Raw genomic sequence first — 20,896 nt, forward strand, 5'->3', positions numbered from 1 at the left:
GTGGGACACCCGCCCACGAAGCCCTCGCATCCGATGACCTACTGGCGGACGCCCTAAGCCTGCCGAGCCGCACCCGGCAGCCTGCGGCCACCGTCCGCGGCGGGCGCCGGGGTGGTGGATAGCTGGGGTAACAGAGCTACCCACCACCCCGCCATCCGGCTTCGATGGCTCACCACCGTCCGCGGGTGTGACTGTCTCGAGGTGGTGGCGCTCCACGAGGCCTGTACGGGCTCTTGTGGGCGTCTGACGGTTCGGTAGGAGGCGGGCGGCGCCCGGGGCCGTCCGGGAGGCCGTTTGCGGCCGTAAGGGCGGGCACGGTGAACGCGCCAGCCGCATAGGCCCGCACCCGGTACGCGGGCGCGACCGCGCCCGTCCGATCAGTCCTCCCTTGCCGGCAGCCGCTCGAGGACGTCCAGAAAACTGGACGCGCGGCATGTCTTGTGGCGCGGCTGTGGCAGCTGCTGGCGTGGCGCTGCTCCCCCGCGCGGGGGAGGGGTGCGGACCGGTCCCGCGGTGACCTGTCACGGACTCGAGGTCGGGGGAACCCCAGACCCGTACATCGAGGGAGCGACCTCCCCGGGGGTCTGGAGGGCAGAGACCGATGGGGTGCTCCCCCACCGCCATGGCCTGCCGCAGGACGCCCGGCTGTCACGACCGCGTGTTGGTACGGCCTGGTGTTGGGTCGGTCAGGGGTTGGCCCGGGTCGTTGTTCGGGTGGCTTAGCGCTCGGCTGGGTGCTGCTCGTCTCGTGCGCGGGCGTGTTGGACGGTCCGCAAAGTTGAGCGTCGCTACCCGCTACCGCCGAGGTGGGAGGCCAGCCGGGTTGCTAGCGGGGGTACTACTGGTAGCAGGTTGGGGCGCTCCCGGTAGCGGATGCCGTTTGTCCCGATGTTTGTGGTCGTCTCGGCGCCGGAGAACAACAGGATGAACGGCGCAGCGGGTCAGGTCAGCCGGGACAGGATCTTCCCGGCGCGGGTGATGCCACACTCAAGGTCAGGTCGATTCGGTCGGGACAGGGCCGCCGTGGGGCCACAGGAGGTGACTTTGCGGACACGGGCTCGAGAAGCGGTCACGCAGGGTGGTCGCTGACTGGAGTCTGTGGCTTGAACGGCGACTGCCAGCGAATATGTCCGAGAGTAGTTAGCTTCTCACAGAAAGTTTTTGCCGGTACCCCCTGGTAGGCGCGGCGCCGACGTGCCAACATGAGCCCAGCGCGGTTCACGGATCTCAAAGGGATACGTGGGCCTTTTTTCATGTTCGGGCCCGCTTCCCTTTGGGATGCGGGCCCGTTGCGTTGTGGCGGGTCTAGGCAATGACCCGCCGCGCGCTGCCTCGGCCAAGACGCTGGCGCACGGCGGGTCCCCTGAACCCGAAGGGGGCTCAGCTTGAACGGGCACTTCAGCCTCGAGGCCATTGTTCTGCTTTTGCTCGGCGGTGTCGTTACCTACGTCGCCTATCTCCACCCGGGAGTGGGCGTCGCCCTCCTGGTTGGAGTTGGCGTCGTAGGCCTGGTCGCCGTGCTGCTCAAGAACAACGGCAACGGCGGCAGCTGAAACCGGTGGCCCGTCGGCGGAGCGCTCTGCCGACGGGCCACCGCTCTCACTCCTCGGTGTTCTCCTCGCAGAAGCGGCAGCCGGGGCAGACGGTGGGGCGCAGCGCCTGATGCCGTTGATCCTGAGGTTCACGGTGGTCTCGGCGCCGGTGAACATCAGGACGAACGGAGCCAGGGTCAGAGTCCGATGCCGATCAGGGGTGAGCGGGCGACGCGGTCGACGTCGTCGAGGTAGCGCAGCAGGGCCTTGCTGCCGCGGTCCCATCCGCCGGCGTCGGCGATGGCGACCAGGTCGTGGCCGGCGAGGCGGGCGGCGGTGGCGAAGCCGCGGCGCAGCGAGTGGCCGGACCAGTCTCCGGTGAGGCCGGCGCGGTCGGCCAGGCGCTCGACGACGTCGGCGCAGGCGTCGGGGGTGAGTCGTCCGGTGGGGTCGCCGACAGGCGGTCCGCGGCGCAGCATGGGCGCGGCGATGCGGCCGTGCCGGTTGATCCGGACCAGCAGCGGGCCGTCGGTGCGGCCGGCGTCGGCGAGGAGCTGGCGGTAGGCCTGCAGGGCGCGCACGGGGCAGGTGGCAGGGTCGGAGCCGTACAGCACGGCCGAGACGGTGTGCTTCTTGGTCTTGCGGCGGTACACGGTGACGTCGAGGCCGTGCTCGGTGTCGACCACGTCGGCGAGGTCGAAGACGGCAAGTGTCAGACCCCGGGATTCCTTGATGACCGCCCCTGACCTGCACCGGCCCGGCGGGCCCGAGAACGGGCGAGACGCTGGTCAGACCCCCAGTGAAGACCGCCACCAGGACCGCGGTCAGGACCGCACCACGCGGCCCCGTGGCGGTACCTGCGGTAGTGCCTGCGGTGGCAGCCTCGGCGGTGCCTCCGGTGGTACCCGCGGTGGTTCCTACGGGCCCGTCACCCGGCCGTCGGACCATCGCCAAGTCGCCGACGGCCGCCGTCCGGCTGCGCCTGGTCCTCGACGTCGGCGGGCGCCACCACGTTGCCCCACCGCTCAGCGGGCAGCCGCCGCTCCGGTCGGTCCTCGACGCGCTCGGTCGAGTCGGTGACGGCGGGTCCGGTGCCCAGCGGGCGGCGTGCGGTCGTCCCATGATCATCCCGCACCTGCTGCACCCGATGCCCCGTCATGCCCGAATCGCCCCGCTGCGCCTCTGAACGGTTGCATCGCGGCGGCCCGCCGACTGAGCAATCCTGGGCGAGCCGTCCGTCACCTCAAGGTCGGACCGCCCGGAGCCAGGGGCGACCGCCAGCCAACGTCGGGTGTCACCCTCAGCGGTGGATGCTGCGGAACAGGTCGCTTCAGAAGCGCCCACCCGAAGTGTTGCGGATGCTTCTTCTCCTCCCTGCGGCGCTCTGCCGCCCACTCCCCGGTTCCCCAATCGGTATCGCCTGATACGACACGGAACACCCCCACGACCTCCCAGCCTTCGCGCCCTTTCTGCTTCAGCTCGCCGACAACGGGCTCCCATTCTCCGAAGACCCCGATGTCACGCCACACCTGCTTCAACCCCAACCACTGGTACTCCCAAGCCTGCATGCACCCACTATGCGCATTTCTGCCCTATATCAATGCAATTATTCCGACTCGCATGTCGCCCCATGCCCCGTCTGACTCCCGATAATGTTTCTTCTCAGGAGCCAGAATTGGGAGGGGGGACATGATCCGCACCGCCGCCGATGCGCTGCTCGCCGCCGGACGCACCGGGGAGCCCGGCGCGCCGTACGCCGCGAGTGACCCGGAGCCGATCCACGGGGACGACGGGGCGGTGGCCGGCTGGACGTTCGCCGCCGACCTCGACGGGCACACCGCGTACGGCTGGGTCCTCGCCGACGGCCGACTGTCCCCGCTCGCCGGACCGACCCGCGAAGGCGCCGCCGAGTTCGCCCGCCGCGCCCTGCAGCCCGCCGCCGCACTGCCCGCCCTCCGGACCCCGGCCGCCGTCGAGCAGGCTGCCACGGTCGACCGGATGCTGTCCGCCGCCGCGGCCGCGGCCGTCGCCGCCGGCATCCCGGCCTCGACCCGCCGGGCCTACGACACCGATATGCGGGCCTTCACCAGCTGGTGCACCGCGGTGGGCCGCACCGCGCTCCCGGCCACCCCGCAGACCGTCACCGAGTACGTGACCCACCTGACCACCACCCCGCGGCCCCGCACCGGCCGGCCGCTCGCCCCGGGCAGCATCGAGCGCGCCCTGGCCGCGATCCGCACCGCCCACAAGGCCGCCGACCTCCTGGCCCCGGAGACCAAGGGCGCCCGCAAGGTGCTGTCCGGCTACCGGGCCCACCTCGCCGAGACGAAGGACCCCGCCGCCGTCCAGCGACAGGCCAGCCCGGCCGTGCCATCCGCGCTGCGGGCGATGGTGGCCGGCCTCGACCGGACAACGCTGCAGGGCGCCCGCGACGCGGCCCTGGTCCTGCTGGGCTTCGCCACCGCCGCCCGCGTCTCCGAGCTGGCCGCGCTCGACCTCGCCGACGTCGTCACCGTCGACCACGGCCTCGACGCCACCGTGTACCGCCGCAAGATCAAAGCGTTCACGGAGTCTGCCGTGCTGCACGGCTCCGACCCCGCCACCTGCCCCGTGCGCGCCGTCCTCGCCTACCGCGAGCAGCTGCACGCCGCCGGGCGCACCGACGGCCCGCTGTTCGTCCGGATCAACCGGCACGGCCGTATCGCCGCGCCCATGCTGCGCCGCGGCCGCCCGGTCGGCGACCCCGCCGGCCGCCTCACCTCCGAGGCCGTCGGCGACGTCGTCGCCAAGCTGGCCGACGCGGCTGGCCTCGAGGGCCAGTGGTCGGGGCACTCCCTGCGCCGCGGCTTCGCCACTGCCGCCCGCCAGGCCGGACACGACCTGGTCAGCATCGGTCGCGCCGGCGGATGGGCCGACGGCTCCCGCTCCCTGCTGCGCTACCTCGACCAGGTCGACCGCGTCACCGGCTCGCCCCTAATCGGCATCGGACTCTGACTCCGAGACAGACAAAGAGTTTTGCCTTCCTAGTACAGGAACGTGGTGGAAGCACCTCGGGTAAATCTGATTGCGAGGCCTCAGCAAGACCCAGTTGTCCCTACCGCGACTGAGCTCTGCCAGTCGCAGTAGGGACATGAGCAGCACGCCGTGCGCAACTTCCAGGGAGAGCACAGCGGGCCCTGAGCACCTCGAAAGGTCACCCACCTGTGGATACCCGAACGCTCCTGCTCCTCAGCGTCGGCGCGGCCGTCGTGTACCTCTCCATGCACAACCCGACCCTGGCCGCGGGGCTCGCCGTGGCCGCAACGGTCGTGATGCTCCTGGACCTGATGATCAAGAAGTAGCGCCGCGCCGCGCCCCGTACCGGTCCGACCGGGCGGGGCGCTCTGCTGCCCGCTACCGGTAGCGCCAGCCCCTGCTACCGGTAGCACCCCCGCTAGCGGCCCGCCCCCACCGCGACCAGCCCGGTAGCGGGTAGCGGCGCCACCTTCCCGGACTTTCCGGACCGTCCAACGCGCACGCGCGCGACCCCACCGGTGAACGCCAAGCCGGATGGACAACGACCCGGGCCAACCCCGACCAGCCCAACACCAGGCCGTACCAACGCACGGTCATGACAACCGGGCATCCTGCGGTAGGTCATGGCCCTTGCCCCTCCGTCGGCAGGCCATGGCGGTGCCCCGGGGAGAGACACCTCCCTGCCTAGAAATCGGGACCGCGGGGGCGCCCTCCCTTCCCTCTGCCGGGTTCAGAGATTTCCGTGATCATGGTCGACGTACCCACGTCACAATCCGAGGGAGCCCAACCGCCGCGGCACCGGTACATCGGGGAGGTCACTCCCCGATGTACCGACCTGAAGGTTTCGCCGACCTCAAGTTCGTGACAGGTCTTGCATCTCCAACACGGCCAGACGGCAACTCGGCGATCCAGTGGGGCATACCGGACGGTGCAGCGTCTACCGGTGGAGCCAGGGCCGTTCCTTCCACGCCTTGGCTGCCGGGCTGTCCCGGGTGATCGTTCCGTCCCGCCATGCGGCCTCGTACATCGCTTCGATGTCGTCGCCGGTCGGGTCGTCAGGCCACTCCTGCGGCCACTCGTCCTGCGGGTCGGCGAACGGGTCGGGTTCGTACTCGAGGCCGTAGCCGTAGTCGAGCTCCGGCCGGGAGGTCTCGTCCGGGTCGTTCTCGTCGTCCACCACCGCTGCCTCCTGGTCAATGCCGGCGTTGCCCCCGAGGGTGTCAGCGTTTGGGGCCGCCCGCCGACGGATCGGCAAGAACAGCTGGCACCCCATCAGAAAGGGGTGGATGATGATCAATCACTTTTCTTCGAACAACTGCTGCTCTCGGCGACTGGTGAGAGTGCCCGGATGGTCGGCGCCGAGCACACGGGCACGGTCCCGGGCCACGGCATCAAGGAGGCGGGCTGCCTCGGCCCGCTCCCCCGCCGCCCCGAGGTTGACGGCGTGGTTGTGGCGGGCGTCGAGGGTGTGGGGGTGGTCGGCTCCGAGCACGCGGACACGGTCGAGGACCAACGCATCGAACAACCGGGCCGCCTCGGCCCGCTCCCCCGCCGCCCCGAGGTTGACGGCGTGGTTCTGGCGGGCGGTGAGGGTGTGGGGGTGGTCGGCCCCGGACACGCGGACACGGTCCTGGACCACGGCATCGAACAACCGGGCTGCCTCGGCCCGCTCCCCCGCCGCCCCGAGGTTGGCGGCGTGGTTGTGGCGGGCGGTGAGGGTGTTGGGGTGGTCGGCCCCGAGCACGCGGACGCTGGCCTGGACCACGGCATCAAGGAGGCGGGCCGCCTCGGCCCGCTCCCCCGCTTCCCCGAGGGTGACGGCGTGGCTGTGGCGGGCGTCGAGGGTATCGGGGTGGTCGGCCCCGAGCACGCGGACGCTGGCCTGGACCACGGCATCAAGGAGGCGGGCCGCCTCGGCCCGCTCCCCCGCTTTCCCGAGGGTGACGGCGTGATGGTGGCGGGCGGTGAGGGTGTTGGGGTGGTCGGCGCTCGGCGGGCCAGAGGCCGCCTGGATCCCGGCGCTGGGGTCCTTCCCGGTCGGGGGGTTGTCCGGGTTATTCGGGACAACCGTCGGGCGGCCAGAGGTTGCGGCTGGGCTGTAGGGCACGACCTGGCGGGAGTCTGTGTCCTGTAGTTCGTCGGTGATGCGCTGAAGGGTCTGCTCGTCGGTGTCGTTGACGGACGCTGCCTGCGCGAGGGCCTGGTCGATATCGTCGGCGACCGGGTCCGCCACGACGTTGGTGCTGCCCGCCGTCGTGTGCGTGCTGCCGTCCGAGGCCGCCGAGGGGTCGGTGCCGTGGTCTCGGGCGCGGAGCCGGTCGAGTGAGTGGGTCAGCTCGTCAACCTGCTGTTGGACCCGGGCGGCGAGGTCCTCGGCCTGCCGTTGCTTGTCCCGCGCGCGTTCCAGTTCCTCCTTCGCGCGACGCTCTTGGTCCAGTGCGCGCGTGAGTCGCTGCTGGGTGTCCTCAAGTTCCCGGCGGTCACCGGCTTGACCGAGGAGCTCCTCGCGTTCGGCGGACAGGGTGTGCACTCGGCCGGCCAGGGTGTTGATCATGGACAGCAGCACGATGACCAGCTGCGTCGAGTGCTTCGCCGTCTCCTGCAACTCGGTCTGTCGCTCCAGGGCCCGCGTCAGGCGTTCATACGTCTCCACCTGCTGTGCGCGTACCCGTTCGAGTTTGCCGGCGAGGCTGCCGTCGCCGTCCTGGTTCGTGTGCCGGTCCTTCGGGTCCCTGGCCTCGCTCAGCAGGCGGCGGCCCTCGGCCTGCAGTCGCGCACACCGCTGCGGTTCAGGGATGGTCACCGCCACCAGCAGGAGCACGAAGTCCTCCTCGGGTACCGGATCGCCGGACAGGTACTCCCCGACCCGCGTCTTCGAGTAGGGCACCCGCTCCGAGACGGCGGTCATCGTCAGGGGGCTCTCGTCGATCCGCGTCCGCAGGAAGATCGCCAGCGCCTTCGCCTCCGGCGTCCGCGCCCGGATCGGCCCCCACGGCCTGCCCATGTGAACTCCCGCCCCCTGACGGCGTTCGTGTCCTGGACGTCCCGGGACAACCCCGCCGTTGTCCGGACCTTACCTGCGTAAACGCCCCCACCGCTTAGGGACTACCGAGAACGGTCGCACGCTCTTCCTGTCCGTCGGCACTCCGCCGCACCGACCCGATCGGGGAACCGCTCCGCGGCCCCTGGCACCCGATGGAGGAGAACGTGAGCACGCCCACCCCGAACCCCTCGAACCAGTCCGGCCCCACCCCGTTCCTGACGCTGCGGACCGTCGTCGTCCTCCTCGCGGCGGCCGTCATCGGCCTGGTCGTCGGCGGGCTGACGTTCCTCAGCACCCGGTCGGCGGCCGGCGCGGTGCTGGCCGGGCTGACCGCCTTCGGGGCGAGCGTGCTGGGCCTTCACAAGCTGATCGGCTGAGCCCCGGAACGGTCCGGGGAAAGGGAAGGATAATGACGGTTATCCTTCCCTCCCCGTTGCAAGGCTGACGGCCGGTCCGGCGGCCGCCAGCTGAAGGGGACACGGTGGATACCGAGACGACGATCGCACTCGCGACGGGGGCCGTCGGTGCCGCGACCGGCGGCATCGCTTTCTGGCAAGCCTGGATCGCCAAAAAGCAGGCGAGGATCGCGCAGACCACCGCCGACCTGGCCCAGCGCCAGGCCGTCGCCGCCGAACAGCAGGCCAAGGCCGCCGACGACCAGGTCACGCTGATGCACCGCCCGCTCGACGCCGAGGACGCCGACCCGCCGAGAGGCCCGCGGCCCCGAGTTCGCGGTCTTGTACCGGGGAGCGACCCCTAACCCGGCCGCGCCGGAGCGCCTCGCCCGGTTCCAGCTCACCCAAACCGCTGGACCCGCTCTGGCCGAGATCACGGTCACGGCGACCAGCGACCACGTGATCGGTCTCTGGGCCCCGCCCGCCGTGATCGGCCCGCTGCAGCGGCAGCCCGGCCCGATCCCCACTGGGACGGTCTTCACCGTAGACGTCGCGGTGGACTCGGCGGTCACCACGGACATCCCGGTCGTTCTCACCCTCGGCTGTGTGGGGCAGGACGACGGCACCCGGTGGCGCCGGTCGCTGACCGGTCGCGTGTATGCGTATCCCACTGCTTCCTCGACTCGCCGGCGGCTTCGGTGACCGACCTCGTCCTCGCCGTCGGCGCGATTCCGACGCCCGCGGTCCCGCTCGACCCCCGGGACGACTGGCCAGCGGAGGCCGGCTGCTGCGCGAGGAGCTGGCCGCCGAGTGGGACGCCGGTGACCCGCTGCCCGACCTCGCCAGCGGCTGGATCGCGCACTACCGCTCGGCCAACACCAGAAAGACATAGGCCCGGCGTTTCCGGGTCTGGAGCCGGTACTGCCGCGCACGCGGCCAGCACCCGCTCGCCGACGCCTTCGCCCGGCACCTGGAGACCGCGCCCACCTGGTGAGGGTCCGCGGCGGCGTGTACGGGGCGATGGCGCCGACCGGAGCCCCGTACTCCGAGCCGCCCGTGCCAATGTGCTCTCCGTCTGCTCCTCCTTCTATCGGTATGCGGCCCGCGCTGCCGTCGATCCGGTGGCCGTCGACTCGTCGAGGGGTCCGCCGACCGGCCGTCGACCCTGACCGCTCCGCCACCGAGAGCCTCACCGAGGAGGAGACCGTCCGACTGCTGGCCACCGCGGGCGTACGCGCTGGTGCCACCGGGTCGGCGAGGAGACCGCCGAGTCGACTTGGCGCCAGATCATCGAGACGGCCCGTCAGTATCCGTCATGAGCATCGTGGCCGTCGCTGGCTCCGACTTCCCAGTGCGCCTGAGCCGCCGCTGAGATACATGAATGCGCCGACCGAGGCTCCGACTCGGTCGGCGCATTCATGTATGCCGAGTCAGGACGTTGGCGCAGGCCAGGGGCGGTGGCCTGCGAAATGTTTACAGCTCACGCCCCACTGTTTACAGGTGTCCCAGACGAACTGTTTACAGGTGCCCCAGATGAGTGGCGGGAGCCGCCACCGAAACGGGAAGGTGGAACCACGCCATTGCGTCACCAACTACCCACATAGGTCGGAGCACTCGTGTCGACTTACGAGTTCCTGCAGCGCATGCTGGCCGTCGGCCTGGTCAGCCTGCTTGTGTGGCTGCTTGTCCACCTCGGTTCCTCGCCCGTAGCGGCCGTGCCGATAGCCAGCGGAATCGTGCTCATCGCCAGGGACCTATGGAGGCCGTCACGGAACGGCAAGCCCTCCAAGGGGAGCCGTCGCGAGTGAAGCCGTACAGCGAGCTCCACCCCGATCTCCCTGAGCCCCGCCGGGAGCTGGCGTCCACTTTGCGGGAGCTAGGCGCCGAGAGCGGTAAGACCACGCAACAGATTGCCAGCGACGCGTACTGCAGCCCTGGAGCAGTATCCCAGGCACTTAGCGGCAAGCGGCGTCACAGCTGGCAACTGTTCTCCAGCATCGTCAATGCGATGGGTGGAAAGCCGGAGAGCTACCACCTGCTGTGGATTGCGGCCGGATGTGCTGCTGTTCTGATCGCCGGGCTTCTTCGCCTGCTGCTTGCCGGGTATGAGGAGCGTCCGTACGTCGATCCGATCGAACCGCCTCCCACGCCCGGCCCGTCAGTCCCGTACTATCCGCCGACGTCACCACTGCCGCCCACCCCAAGTCCGACCCCAAGCCCGCCGTCGTCGGCCGCCTTCGAAGGCAGGCTGAGGGAGGCTAACGGGGAGCTTCCGTACTACACGGACGAGGACTGGAAGTCAGACTCGATTGCCGGCGAAAGGGTTTGGGTCACCTGTGCGGCCATCTGGGCTGACGGCGCCGAGGAACGGCCTGCCTACAAGGTCTACCTGCCAGCCCGCAAGCACTACATCGTGGTGCGCGCCATGAACGTCTACCCGTACCCAGGACCAGAATCAGTACCTGACTGTCAGGACTCCGACTTTGAGGGCTTTGTGCTGCGTCGCTGAGCCAGAGTCTGGTCGTTGCTTGGCCGGGCGGGGATGCCAGGATGCTTCTTGGTCCAGCATCGACCAAGAGGGAAGGAGCGGTGTGGGAGAGCGTGCAGAGTGGGCGCTGACGTACGTGGCTGCGCGAAGCTGAGTGCGTGATGTGCGAGTTTCGGCTCGCCAAGCGCCCCGAGCCGGTCCACGTTCAGCTTGAGCCGCCCGTCGGGCTGGACCTCGAAGCTGAGCTTCGTGTCCTGCCCGGCCTCCTCCAGCCGCTCGGCCATCAGCTGCCAGGCCGCGTCCAGCGCCCGCACCCGCTCGGCCAGGTGCTCGCCGACCGGCGCCTCCAGGCTCAGGCCGTGCAGCACGTCGACCTGCACCGCCTCCCACTGCGGCCCGTCCAGCAGCGGCGCCCGGGAATCGGACCAGCGGTTCAACGGGGGAGGCGAAGACGTCGCGGTGCTCGGGCGCCTGGTAGAGCTGCTCCAGCATGCACACCACGTAGGCGTCGCGGTCCACCGCTCCCTGCGGCAGGTCGGGGTTGGAGAACGCCGCCTTCTTCCAGGCCGGCGGCACGAGCTTCTGGTCGATCTCGCGGGGCAGTAGCGGCTTGGCCTTCACCTTGCGCTGCGACAGCGCGAGCAGGCGCTTCACCGCCTCCAGCGCCGACGACGACTCATCGAGCAGGGACAAGAACGGGCGCACCGTGTTGTAGCGGCCGACCAGCTGGCGGCGCATCTCCACCTCGGTCTCGTCGTCGCCCGGCGGCAGCAGCTCGTCCAGCAGCCGGGCCGCGACCTCGACCTCCGCGCGCGTGTCCGTAGCTGCGACACCAGGGGGCGGGCAACCTGGTCATCTAGCGGTGCCTGCTCCTGAGCGAACGGCCGAGCGTAGGGCGCGCACACGTGGGGCCAGGCCCAGCAGGTCCGCAAGCGCAACCCCATCCTCGGCCCAGCGGCGCAGCCGGTCGCGGTCGATCCAGTGGATGCCGTGGGTGTTGCCCCAGGTGGCGGCGTCGCGGGTGAGGGTGCCGTTGGTGACGACGACGGCGATGTCGGCGTGGTGGACGGGTCCGGCGGTGCCTTTGACTTGGTACATGACTTGGGCGCCGACTTTGCCGGCGACTTTGGTGTGCTTGCACTGGATGACGATGCGTCCGTGGGCGGGGTGGTGGGCGATGACGTCGGCGGCCTGGTCGCCCTGGCGGCCGACCTGCCGGGCCGAGGTGCAGCCGTCGCGCAGCAGGAGGTCGCGGGCGGCGAACTCGAACTGGTGGTCCGTCATCGCGTCGATCGCCGCCAGGGTTAGCCGTAGCTGGGATGTCCGATCGGCCTCCGCCCTCCGCCGCACGGTCGACTGCCGCAGCCGGTGTGCTCCGACCGCGGCGGCCATCACCACGACGGCCGCCAGCAGCGGCCACGCCGCGGCGAACAGGCGGCCCGCCGCGCGCAGGGCCTCGGTGAGCAGGATGAGGGCGACCGCGGCGACGACGCCGGCGGCGATCCGGTCCGCCGTAGTGCGCGGCGCGAGCCTGCGCCAGCCCCGCGGCCGCCGTGGCATCAGTGACCGGCCTGCGCGGGTGCCGTTGCGGGCGCCGTCGGCCCGGGCTGCGGCGCCGCCCCGCTACCGGTCTGCTGGATCAGCAGCAGGACCGCCCCGGCCGCCAGCACCACCCACAGCCCCGGCTTCGCCGCCTTCGGCACCGGGTTGTTCCGCCAGTGGCCCCGTACGTAGTGCCGCCCTGCCATGACCCCTCCTCGTCGGCCCGTCGGCACCCTGCCGACCGGCCGACCAACAGTGCAGCAGCAGGCCCGGACAACCGGGCCCGGATCGTCCGTCCCCGCACCGCTCGGCCGAACAGATCCGGACCGCGCGCCCGGGGCACGCTCCCGCGCACACCCCCATCCCGCCAGGACCCGCAGTCGCGCCGACCTCGGACTCCTCTCCGGCGCCGAACCGAAGGGATTGTTGCTGCCGGCCGGCCTGGGCGGCAGCGGCGGGCACTCACGGTCCCGGCCTGCGCAAACGCAGGGCGCACGACCCGGCTCGTGGCAGCGCATCCGACAACGGCGAAAACCCGTCCCGACGGAGAGTGCGAAGGGGTCGGGACTGCATTGTCCGCACCGGTACCGGCATGCGGGTGCGGCCCGCCTGGTGGTCAGGCGGGCCGCACGGGCTTTGTTCAGTTGATGCGTGCGGTGTAGGGGATGTGGGCGCCGGTGAACCTGACCAGCGGGTTACCGGAGGCCTGGTAGAGCATCTGGCCGGCGAGCGTTTTGACGGTCAGCGTGTTGACGTTCCAGTTGTCCCCGCCGGTGGTGCTCAGGACGACGCTGCGGACCTTGGCGTTGCCGGGGTAGATGGGCAGGACGACGGTCTGGGCGTAGTTGTCGATCCAGCGGGCGCCGTTGTTGATGTTGTCGAAGAACTGCTGGCGGCCGTCGGTGAAGGTGACGACGATGTTGGCGTTGTCGCTGCCGCCGCGCAGGTCGTCGCCGCCGGTGCCGATGGTGACGGCCAGCTGGTTCGGCGTGGCTCCCTGGTTGCCGGGTTCGTCCAGCAGGGACAGGGGTGTGGTGGTGCGGTACTTGCTGTCGACGAAGTACGTCATCCACGACTCGCCGGGGAACTCGAGGTAGTGGTACGAGTGGTCGGCCACCGACGGCACGAGGGTGACGGTCTGTCCCGGGTGGTTGGGGTCGTAGATGAAGATCTTCAGGTCTTCCTTGAAGGCGCCGAGGTCCCCGCGGTAGCGGCCGAGGTCGTATCCGATGGCGACGACCTGGTGGTGCGGGCCGGCGCCGCCGTTGCCGGCCTTGAACAGGCCCAGCGGGACGGGCCGGCCTGCGTCGATGGAGCGCTGCAGTTCCTGCAGGCGGCCGCCGTTGAAGCCCTGCAGGCCCCAGTTGAAGAACTCGTTGGTCCGCCAGCCGAAGGGGTTCACCATCAGCTCGGCCCACTTGTCGACGTTGTCGGTGATCGAGGGGACCTGCCGGCTGTAGATCTGGTTGAACAGCTTGGTGCCGGTCGCCGGGAGGATGTTCTGCTGAGGGATCGGCTGGTGGGTGTAGTAGTAGTCGAGGGCGCTGTAGGCCATGCCGCCGCACAGGCCGCCGAAGCGGAGGTTCTGGATCGGCTCGGTGGTGAAGTCGTTGCGGAACTGGAAGCCGTTGCTCGCGGGCGAGAAGCTCGTCATGCGGGCGTGGGAGCCGGGGGTCGGCTTCTGCTCGTCCCAGGTGGTGGTGCCGATCGCGCCGTTCGGGTCGACCCAGAACAGGTCGGCGCGGTCGGGGGTGCGGGCCGTGGCCGAGATGCCCCAGCGGGCCCAGGACGGGATCGGGAACGGCGCGCCCCAGGGAGTGGCGGCGTCCCACCAGGTGGTGGCGACGCGTCCCTGCCGGTTGATCCAGAACACGTCCAGGTGGTTGGGGTTGCGGGCGATGGCGGTGACGCCGTCGGTGTCGGTCGCGGACCAGTCCGGGGCGAGGTTGAAGGGCTTGGCCCAGGTGGCGGCGGCGTCCCACCACGTGTGGGAGACCGCCCACTGCGGGCTGATCCAGAAGACGTCCAGGTGGTTGGGGTTGCGCGCCACCACCGAGATCGCGGTTTTCGCCGCCGTACCGGGTGCGCTGATCGTGAAGGGCCTGCCCCAGCCGGTCGCGGCGTCCCACCAGGTGGTGGACACCGCCCCGGCCGGGCTCGTCCAGAACACGTCCAGGTGGTTGGGGTTACGCGCCACCACCGAGGTAGCGGTCTTCGCCGCCGCACCGACCGGGGCGACGGTGAACGGCCTGGCCCAGCCTGTGGCAACGTCCCACCACGTGGTGGACACCGCCCCGGCCGGGCTCGTCCAGAACACGTCCAGGTGGTTCGGGTTGCGCGCCACCACCGAGGTGGCGGCGCCGGACGCGGACCCGGCCGGGGCGACGGTGAACGGCTTGCCCCAGCCCGTCGCGGCGTCCCACCAGGTGGTGGCGACGGTGCCGCCCTGGCCGACCCAGAACACGTCCAGGTGGTGGGGGTTGCGCGCCACCACGGACAGGCCCTTGCCGGTGGAGGCCGCCGGGGCGGTGATGTTCCGCGGAGCGCTCCATCCCCGTCCGGCCTGCCAGGAGGCGGTGGCGATCGCCCCGTCGAGCCCCACCCAGAACGCGTCCGTCGAATCGGCGGTCCGCGAGACGGTGGCGGTGGCGGCGGAGTGGTCCCCGTAGATGAACCAGTCCGCGGCCTTGGGCGCGCTGATGGTGCGGCTGCCCGGGTCCCAGGCGGCGGCGTGCGCCGGGGCGGCGGTCAGCAGGCCAGCGACGGCCGCCACGACGGCCAGCAGGACGCCGAGCACCCGCCGCACCGCACGGGTGGCACGGTGGGCGGCGGCCGGGCCGGGACGGCCCCGGCCCGCTGGGGCCCCGGTCGGATCGGCGGCACCCGCAGACGGGCACCGCAGCACAGGCATGGGTTGCATCGCTTCCTCGTCTCTCACTCGGTGGTGGAGCGTGCATCCACTGGTCTAGCTGCGGTTTTGTTTGTTCGGCAGACACGAAGGCCGCCCTGAACAACCCCCGAACAAAAGGCTGTTGAGGCGAACAGCACCCAGGCATCCGGACTGCGTCGATACGCTGGGGCCTTGCCCGCCGCGATGCTCCTGGAGACCCGAATTGGGCCGTACGAAAAGGCCGTTGGACCCCGAGCAGGGACCCGTGGAGGCCTTCGCCTCCGAGCTGCGACGGATCAGGGCCAAGGCCGGCAAACCGACGTACCGCGACATGGCGAAGAGGGCACACATCGCCTACAGCACCCTCTCCGAGGCCGACAAGGGCGTCGCCCTGCCCACCCTCACCACCGTGCTCGCCTACGCGCAGGCCTGCGCCGCCGACCCGGCCACCACCGCCGCCCTCCGAGAGCAGTGGCAACACGCCCGCAGCCGGCTGCACACCGCGGCCAGCCCCACAACGCCCGGCCCGCCCGCAGCGGACACCGCGACCGATCCCGCCGACACCACGCCCGGCACTCACCCGGCCGGGCCCGAGCACGGCACCGCCCACCCCGCCGTCCCGGAAGCCGGGTCGCGAGCCACCGACGGCCGAACCACGCCCGCAGACAGCACCGAACCGGCCGACCCGACCACGCGGGCACAGTCGCCCCAGCCCCATACCCACCACCTGGCAGCGGGCCCACGCCAGATCCACGGCACGGCCACCGCCGCCCCCTTGCCGACACCGAAGCCAGCACTGGCACCGCTGCCCGCCAATACGGCGCACAACGGTAGTCCGAGCAACACAGCACCCGACAGGGAGCCCGGCGCAACGGTCCTACCTCTGCCGGCCGATACGGTCGCCGAGCTGCACTCGGTCGGCGCGCCCGCGCAAGAGCAGCCTGCAGAAGGTCACCCGGAGTCCGGCAACACGGCGACACGAGACGAGACCGCAGACAACGTCGCGGTCCGTGTCCCCAGCCCGGACACACCTGCCCCGCCAGCCGCGGACACGGCCCCGGCAGGCAACGCATCCGCGGCCACAGACCGCCCCAAGTCCCGCAGCACCGACGGCCTGCCACCTGCGGCGGACGCCCACCAGCCCAAGGCCGACCGGTCCGCACAGGCATCGGACACCGCCAGCAGCGGAACCCCACACAAGGCCGTGCCCACGACCGCGGGCACCGCGGCAATGGCCACGCCGCAGGCCGACGACCATGCAGGGCACAGCGGTGCCGCCGGCCCCGGCCCGGACGACGGCAGTAACGGCAGCCAGCAGGCGAGGTCCGACATCGGGGAAACCTCCCGGCTGCCGGCCGTCCCCCGACGTACCCAGCCACGCACCCACGTCGCCGTCGCGGCAGCCATCGCGCTCCTGGCCGGTGCCCTGGCGGCCGGAGCAGCCCTGCTCCCGGCATTTCTGCACGACGGCCACGGCAACACCGCACTCCCCTCCCCCGACCGGACCACCAACCAGTCCATGCCCGACCCCGCGCGCCCCAGCGCCGGCACCCCGGCACCGACCGCCGGCGGGCTGCCGTCCGGCGGTCCCACTGCTCTCACCGACCTGGGGAATCCGGTCCCCACCCTGACTTCCGGCAGCACGACGCCCGAACCCGGCCCCAACCCGGCCCCCACGGCACCGGCACCGACGACAACACCCTCGAAAACACAGACGTCCGGCGGTGGCGGCGCAGCCCCTCCCGCCGACCCGCCCGGCATCGTCAACGAAGAACGCAACGTCAGCCTCAGCGCCACCGAGCCCGGCTACCGCTCGGTTGGAATCGACTACTGGCGCCAGGAACTCGACAACCCCAGCAGCAACCCCAACGCCGACCTGTGGATCGCCACCGACCGCCTCTACACCACCAACTCCGCCGCCCTCGCCCCCATCGAAACCACCCCCGACGCCACCCCCGCCCGCTGCGCCCGCGCCACCACCTGGACCACCCGCATCGACCTCACCGCACTCCACACCGGCGATCAGCTCTGCGCCCACAGCACCGAAGGCCGCTACGCCGTCATCCGCATCACTTCCCTGCCGGCCTCGAGCCCCAGCGGCAACCTCGTCTTCCACGGCATCGTCTGGAAAAACCCCCTCTGACCAGGGCTCTGGCCAAGAGATCGCCCACCCCGGGGCAATCCTCGTGTCCTCCGCCTCGGCATCCCGGCCCGCGGTGCGTTGGATCAGGACATGTTCTGGAGCCGCTGCACCGCCTGGTCGACCGTGCGAAGCAGGACACCAACCGGACAGCGGCGATCAAGACATGCGACGACGTATGGGGCAACTACGCAGGCTCGGGCCTGGAATGCGACGAGTACCCCTTCTCATCCACCTACGAGGGAGCTGCGGCGGGCGGCGATTCGCCGACCAGGCGGTACTCGTCCCGACTGATCGATGCCGCCGACAACAAAGAGGGCGGCACCAGGATCCTCGCCGTGTACACGCAGAACCGGATCCTGGACGGCGCCCCGTTCTACGTGAAGACAACCCCGTGACGCAGGGACAGGAGATCCCATGGCTGCGGTTCTTGAATTCCGAACCGAAGCGAAGCCGGACCACGGACTGATCTTCGTCTACGACTCGGACGCCTACCTTCCGGACAACGACACCGCCGAGCGGAGCCGGCAGACCGTCGTGGCAGGCATCGGCCCCCAGCTCTACATCCGAAGCCTCCAGGGCACCTCACCTGCCGAGATCGTCCTGCGTGTGTGGGACGGGCCGGTGACCGGCGGCAGCCTGGGGGAGCGCGACGCCTTCTGCCCCGCCGTCCTGGACTGCCCCACCGGCACCGTCACCATCCGGGCGTTCTCACCCGAGTACGCCGGATACATCGAACTGCCCCGGCCCGGTGTCTACGCCGCCCTGGTCTCCTGGCGCGGCCGGGAGGCCGCCGCCGAGCAGGAGGCCTCCTTGCTGCGCAGCCTCGCGGAGCCGGAGGGCCAAGCCGACTCCGACAACGTCTTCGCCGCCCACGCCGAGGTGCTCGAGTCCTACCGGATCGACCTGTGGTGGCAGTACGAGTCGGACGTCGAAGTCGACTGAGTCCAGGCATCGCCTCGCCGCCAGCGCGGGGCGAGGATTGCCCGAAGCATCAAACGTGGCCGGGCCCGCACAGCATGAAGTGCGGGCCCGGCCAATTTTCTGATGCTATGACCGAATTGTCGGTCGGGAGGCAAGCGCCGCTCGCACCTCGAGGCGCATCCGAGCCTCAAACACACCGCCCGGATGCTTCCAAAACCTGGCTGCGCCACTATGGTGACGTCATGGCATCTCCATACTCCGACGGCGCTCGGGAAAAGGTTGCATCCAAGCTTCCGGCCTCCCTCCGCCAGGAACTCAAGACCCGGGCAGCCCAGCTCGGCATCGACATGCAGGACGCGGTGACCGAAGCCGTCGAGCAGTGGCGTGCCCGCCCCGCAGGCAACAACCCCACCATCGACACCGCCGGCGCCGAAAGCTGGAACACCTGGCTCCCTGCCGGTCTGTACGACGCCTTCAAGGCCGACTGCACGACACGGGACATCTCCTTCGTCCAGGGACTAGCTCAGGCCGTCCGCGTGTGGATCGACTCCCACAGCGTCTCGCTGGCCGAGCTGACGATCCCTCAGTACACGCGCCGCATCGTCGTGTGCAACCAGAAGGGCGGCGTCGGCAAGACCACCATCGCAGCCGGCGTGGGTCAGGCCATAGCTCTCGGTCTGCCCGCCAGCACCGGCTCCTCCAAGCTCCCGGCACTGCCGCCGCGCCGAACCCTGCTGGTCGACTACGACCCGCAGGGCCACCTGACCTCACAGCTGGGCGTGAAGCAGATTGCCCCGGGCGAGGAGAGCCTGGTCACGCACATGGTGGAGCGGGAACGCGTGGCCGGCACGCTCCTGGACCAGGTCGTGCCGGTCGCGCCCGAGCACTTCGGTGACCGCCTGTTCCTGCTGCCCTCGAGCTTCGACGCATTTCTGCTCGACTCGCGCCTCGGGTCCGTCCGCGGTCCCAGGGAGGCAAGCCTCCAGAGAGCGCTCGCCCCGCTGGAGGAGCACTTCGACACGATCGTGATCGACGCCCCGCCGAACCTGGGCCTCGCCATGGACGCCGGCCTCTACTACGGCCACCGCCGCCGGAACGAGCCTGTCGGCGTCTCGGGTGTGCTCGTCCCTGTCGAGGCGGAGGACTCCTCCGCGGACGCCTACGTCATGCTGGACAGCCAGATCCGCACCATAAGCCTCGACTACGAGGTCGAGATCGACCGCCTCGGACTTGTGGTCAACAAGTTCGACAAGCGCAAGGGCTACGTCGCCACCCACTCCCTCGAGAACTGGCAGGCCCTGGGAACGCCGCCCGTCGTCGCGGTCGTCCCCGATCTCAAGGAGCAGCGCGAGGCCGTCCACCTCAAGCAGCCGCTCCTCATGTACGCCCCCACATCGATCCAGGCGCAGCGTATGCGCGAGATCCGCCGGAGGCTCGGATGAGCATCGCGAAGAAGCTCGCAGGAGGGGGCGGCTCCTTCGGTGCGCTCACCCAGGACGCGGCCCCGGCGCAGGACCAGGTCCTGGCGCGCAGTGAGGCGCTGGACGCGACCGGTCGTGTCCGCCGTTCCTCTCTCGCGCCTGTGTCGTCGATCGTCTTCAACCCGCTCAACCCGCGGCGAACGATCATCGAGGAGACCATCGCCGAACTCGCGGAGAGCCTGCGTACCCACGGTCAGATTTCGCCAGTCACCGTGGTTAGCCGGGACGCCTTCCTCGCCGCCCACCCGGACCAGGCCGGGGCCCTTGGCGATGCCGAGTTCGTTGCGCTCGAGGGCAACCGGCGCCTGCACGCGGCGCATCGCGCCGGCCTCGAGAGCCTGCGCGTCGACCTCAACGACGACCTCGTCGCGACCGCGACGGACATGCTCCAGTCCGCTCTGGCCGCGAACACCCATCGCGAGGCCGTCCCCGAGCTTGAGGAGGCCCGCGCGATCCAGCAGCTCCTCGACACCACCTACCAGGGCAACCAGGCGGCGGTCGCCCGTGCGCTCAGCAAGACCCCGGCCTGGGTCGGCCAGCGCCTGGCCCTGCTCCACCTCACGCCCGAGGTCCAGGAGATGGTGGAGACGGGGGAGCTGACCGTGAAGGCGGCCCGCCGGATCGGCGCCGCGGCCCGCCGCGGCGACCTGACGGGGGAGCAGCAGATGGAGGCCGCCAGGGCCGCCACCGCCCCCGCGAAGGCCACCGCCCCGGCGGCTGATGTAAACCCGGTTTACCCTCCGGCGGCCCAGGCGGGCGCGGCGCCCGCCGACGGCTCTGCCCCGGTCGCTGGTGTAAACCCGGTTTACTCCACGACCGTGGCAGACCCGTCGCCGGAGAGCACCGGGGCCGCAGTCCGGCCTGAGGATGTAAACCCGGTTTACTCCCGGGAGACGGCCGGCGAGCACACCGCTGACAGCTCTCAGGGCGCCGAGGACGGTCCCACACAGGAGAGCGTCGGCGACGGCGGAGACGTAAACCCGGTTTACTCCGACCGCCAGGCGGCCGTCCCCGACCAGCGTGCCGAGGCCGTTTCCGCCTCGCTGACCCTGCACCTGGACTTGAGGGACGTCACCGCTGCCGCCCGGACGATCCGGGCCAGCGTCGACGCCCGTACCGCCCTTCAGCTCGCGGGGGCGTTGCTGGCCATCGTCCAGAGCGAGCCCGGCGGGAAGGCAGTTCTGCAGTCGATCCGCCACAGGAACGGCTGACGCTCCATCGCCGTGGGCCCCTCACCCTCCACTGGTGCGGGGCCCGCGGCATTTCCCCGACTTCGAGGACAACATGCAGCAGCGCCCTCGCCACTTCGTCCGTCGTCAGCCGTAAGACCGGCTGGGCCGGGCCGAACAGCATCGACAGAACTCACACACTGAGGCTGACGAGCGTCCCGTTGGCCGCGCCGCAGAACAGGGTGCTGGTACCACTGCCACGTACCGCCACACGTCG

The 20,896-nt window shown here is 70.6% G+C and carries 18 protein-coding genes and 1 pseudogene; 11 read left to right on the forward strand and 8 right to left on the reverse strand.

All coding sequences use genetic code 11. The features are described 5' to 3' along the window. The first annotated feature begins 1,385 nt into the window (after positions 1–1,385). Positions 1,386–1,553: a hypothetical protein gene (locus tag ABD353_RS28700; protein ID WP_344626595.1), complete on the forward strand. Its 168-nt coding sequence runs from the start codon at positions 1,386–1,388 to the stop codon at positions 1,551–1,553. A gap of 176 nt (positions 1,554–1,729) precedes the next feature. Here ABD353_RS28700 and ABD353_RS28705 read toward each other — a convergent pair whose 3' ends face one another. After that, positions 1,730–2,218 carry a tyrosine-type recombinase/integrase gene (locus tag ABD353_RS28705; protein ID WP_344626596.1) on the reverse strand — a complete coding sequence of 163 codons (489 nt, stop codon included), beginning with the start codon at positions 2,216–2,218 and terminating at the stop codon, positions 1,730–1,732. Between the two features lie 242 nt (positions 2,219–2,460). Then, a complete protein-coding gene (locus tag ABD353_RS28710) occupies positions 2,461–2,691 on the reverse strand; it encodes a hypothetical protein (protein ID WP_344626597.1) in 231 nt (76 codons plus the stop codon). A gap of 530 nt (positions 2,692–3,221) precedes the next feature. On the opposite strand from ABD353_RS28710, the gene ABD353_RS28715 reads away from it, so the two are divergent. Next, positions 3,222–4,526, forward strand: coding sequence for a tyrosine-type recombinase/integrase (locus tag ABD353_RS28715; RefSeq protein WP_344626598.1), 1,305 nt, complete (start codon positions 3,222–3,224; stop codon positions 4,524–4,526). A gap of 209 nt (positions 4,527–4,735) precedes the next feature. Then, the gene (locus ABD353_RS28720) at positions 4,736–4,873 is read left to right on the forward strand and encodes a hypothetical protein (RefSeq protein ID WP_344626599.1); all 138 of its coding nucleotides are present in this window, start codon (positions 4,736–4,738) and stop codon (positions 4,871–4,873) included. Between the two features lie 611 nt (positions 4,874–5,484). Here ABD353_RS28720 and ABD353_RS28725 read toward each other — a convergent pair. After that, the gene (locus tag ABD353_RS28725; RefSeq protein ID WP_344626600.1) at positions 5,485–5,727 is read right to left on the reverse strand and encodes a hypothetical protein; all 243 of its coding nucleotides are present in this window, start codon (positions 5,725–5,727) and stop codon (positions 5,485–5,487) included. A gap of 117 nt (positions 5,728–5,844) precedes the next feature. Further along, positions 5,845–7,551 (reverse strand): tetratricopeptide repeat protein, encoded by a 1,707-nt coding sequence (locus ABD353_RS28730; protein WP_344626601.1) that lies wholly within the window; start codon positions 7,549–7,551, stop codon positions 5,845–5,847. A gap of 203 nt (positions 7,552–7,754) precedes the next feature. On the opposite strand from ABD353_RS28730, the gene ABD353_RS28735 reads away from it, so the two are divergent. The 3 genes from ABD353_RS28735 (at position 7,755) to ABD353_RS28745 (ending at position 10,494) form a co-directional block, all read left to right on the forward strand. Next, entirely contained in the window at positions 7,755–7,967 is a 213-nt protein-coding gene (locus tag ABD353_RS28735; protein WP_344626602.1) for a hypothetical protein, read from the forward strand. Positions 7,968–8,071: 104 nt separating this feature from the next. Next, entirely contained in the window at positions 8,072–8,350 is a 279-nt protein-coding gene (locus ABD353_RS28740) for a hypothetical protein (protein WP_344626603.1), read from the forward strand. Between the two features lie 1,439 nt (positions 8,351–9,789). Continuing rightward, positions 9,790–10,494 (forward strand): hypothetical protein, encoded by a 705-nt coding sequence (locus tag ABD353_RS28745; protein ID WP_344626604.1) that lies wholly within the window; start codon positions 9,790–9,792, stop codon positions 10,492–10,494. Positions 10,495–10,643: 149 nt separating this feature from the next. Here ABD353_RS28745 and ABD353_RS28750 read toward each other — a convergent pair. The 4 genes and pseudogenes from ABD353_RS28750 to ABD353_RS28765 form a co-directional block, all read right to left on the reverse strand. Beyond that, positions 10,644–11,286: pseudogene (locus ABD353_RS28750) on the reverse strand (Tn3 family transposase); the annotation flags it as partial. Between the two features lie 39 nt (positions 11,287–11,325). After that, complete coding sequence (locus ABD353_RS28755; RefSeq protein WP_344626605.1) at positions 11,326–12,033, reverse strand: restriction endonuclease; 708 nt, start codon at positions 12,031–12,033, stop codon at positions 11,326–11,328. After that, the gene (locus tag ABD353_RS28760) at positions 12,033–12,221 is read right to left on the reverse strand and encodes a hypothetical protein (RefSeq protein ID WP_344626606.1); all 189 of its coding nucleotides are present in this window, start codon (positions 12,219–12,221) and stop codon (positions 12,033–12,035) included. The genes ABD353_RS28755 and ABD353_RS28760 overlap by 1 nt, the downstream gene beginning before the upstream one ends. A 434-nt stretch (positions 12,222–12,655) precedes the next feature. Next, entirely contained in the window at positions 12,656–14,812 is a 2,157-nt protein-coding gene (locus ABD353_RS28765) for a PLL family lectin (RefSeq protein WP_344626607.1), read from the reverse strand. 337 nt (positions 14,813–15,149) lie between these two features. Here ABD353_RS28765 and ABD353_RS28770 point away from each other — a divergent pair, with 337 nt between their 5' ends. The 5 genes from ABD353_RS28770 to ABD353_RS28790 all read left to right on the forward strand — a co-directional run bounded on the left by ABD353_RS28770 (position 15,150) and on the right by ABD353_RS28790 (position 20,661). Beyond that, a complete protein-coding gene (locus tag ABD353_RS28770; protein ID WP_344626608.1) occupies positions 15,150–17,048 on the forward strand; it encodes a helix-turn-helix domain-containing protein in 1,899 nt (632 codons plus the stop codon). A gap of 113 nt (positions 17,049–17,161) precedes the next feature. Beyond that, entirely contained in the window at positions 17,162–17,443 is a 282-nt protein-coding gene (locus ABD353_RS28775; protein ID WP_344626625.1) for a NucA/NucB deoxyribonuclease domain-containing protein, read from the forward strand. Between the two features lie 19 nt (positions 17,444–17,462). Then, the gene (locus tag ABD353_RS28780) at positions 17,463–17,990 is read left to right on the forward strand and encodes a hypothetical protein (protein ID WP_344626609.1); all 528 of its coding nucleotides are present in this window, start codon (positions 17,463–17,465) and stop codon (positions 17,988–17,990) included. Between the two features lie 221 nt (positions 17,991–18,211). After that, positions 18,212–19,411, forward strand: a complete 1,200-nt coding sequence (locus ABD353_RS28785; protein WP_344626610.1) for a ParA family protein — start codon at positions 18,212–18,214, stop codon at positions 19,409–19,411. Continuing rightward, complete coding sequence (locus ABD353_RS28790; protein ID WP_344626611.1) at positions 19,408–20,661, forward strand: ParB/RepB/Spo0J family partition protein; 1,254 nt, start codon at positions 19,408–19,410, stop codon at positions 20,659–20,661. Before ABD353_RS28785 ends, ABD353_RS28790 begins: the two co-directional genes overlap by 4 nt. Positions 20,662–20,896: the final 235 nt, after the last annotated feature.

The sequence above is a fragment of the Kitasatospora arboriphila genome, from assembly GCF_039528095.1.
GTDB classification, from domain to species: Bacteria; Actinomycetota; Actinomycetes; order Streptomycetales; family Streptomycetaceae; genus Kitasatospora; species Kitasatospora arboriphila.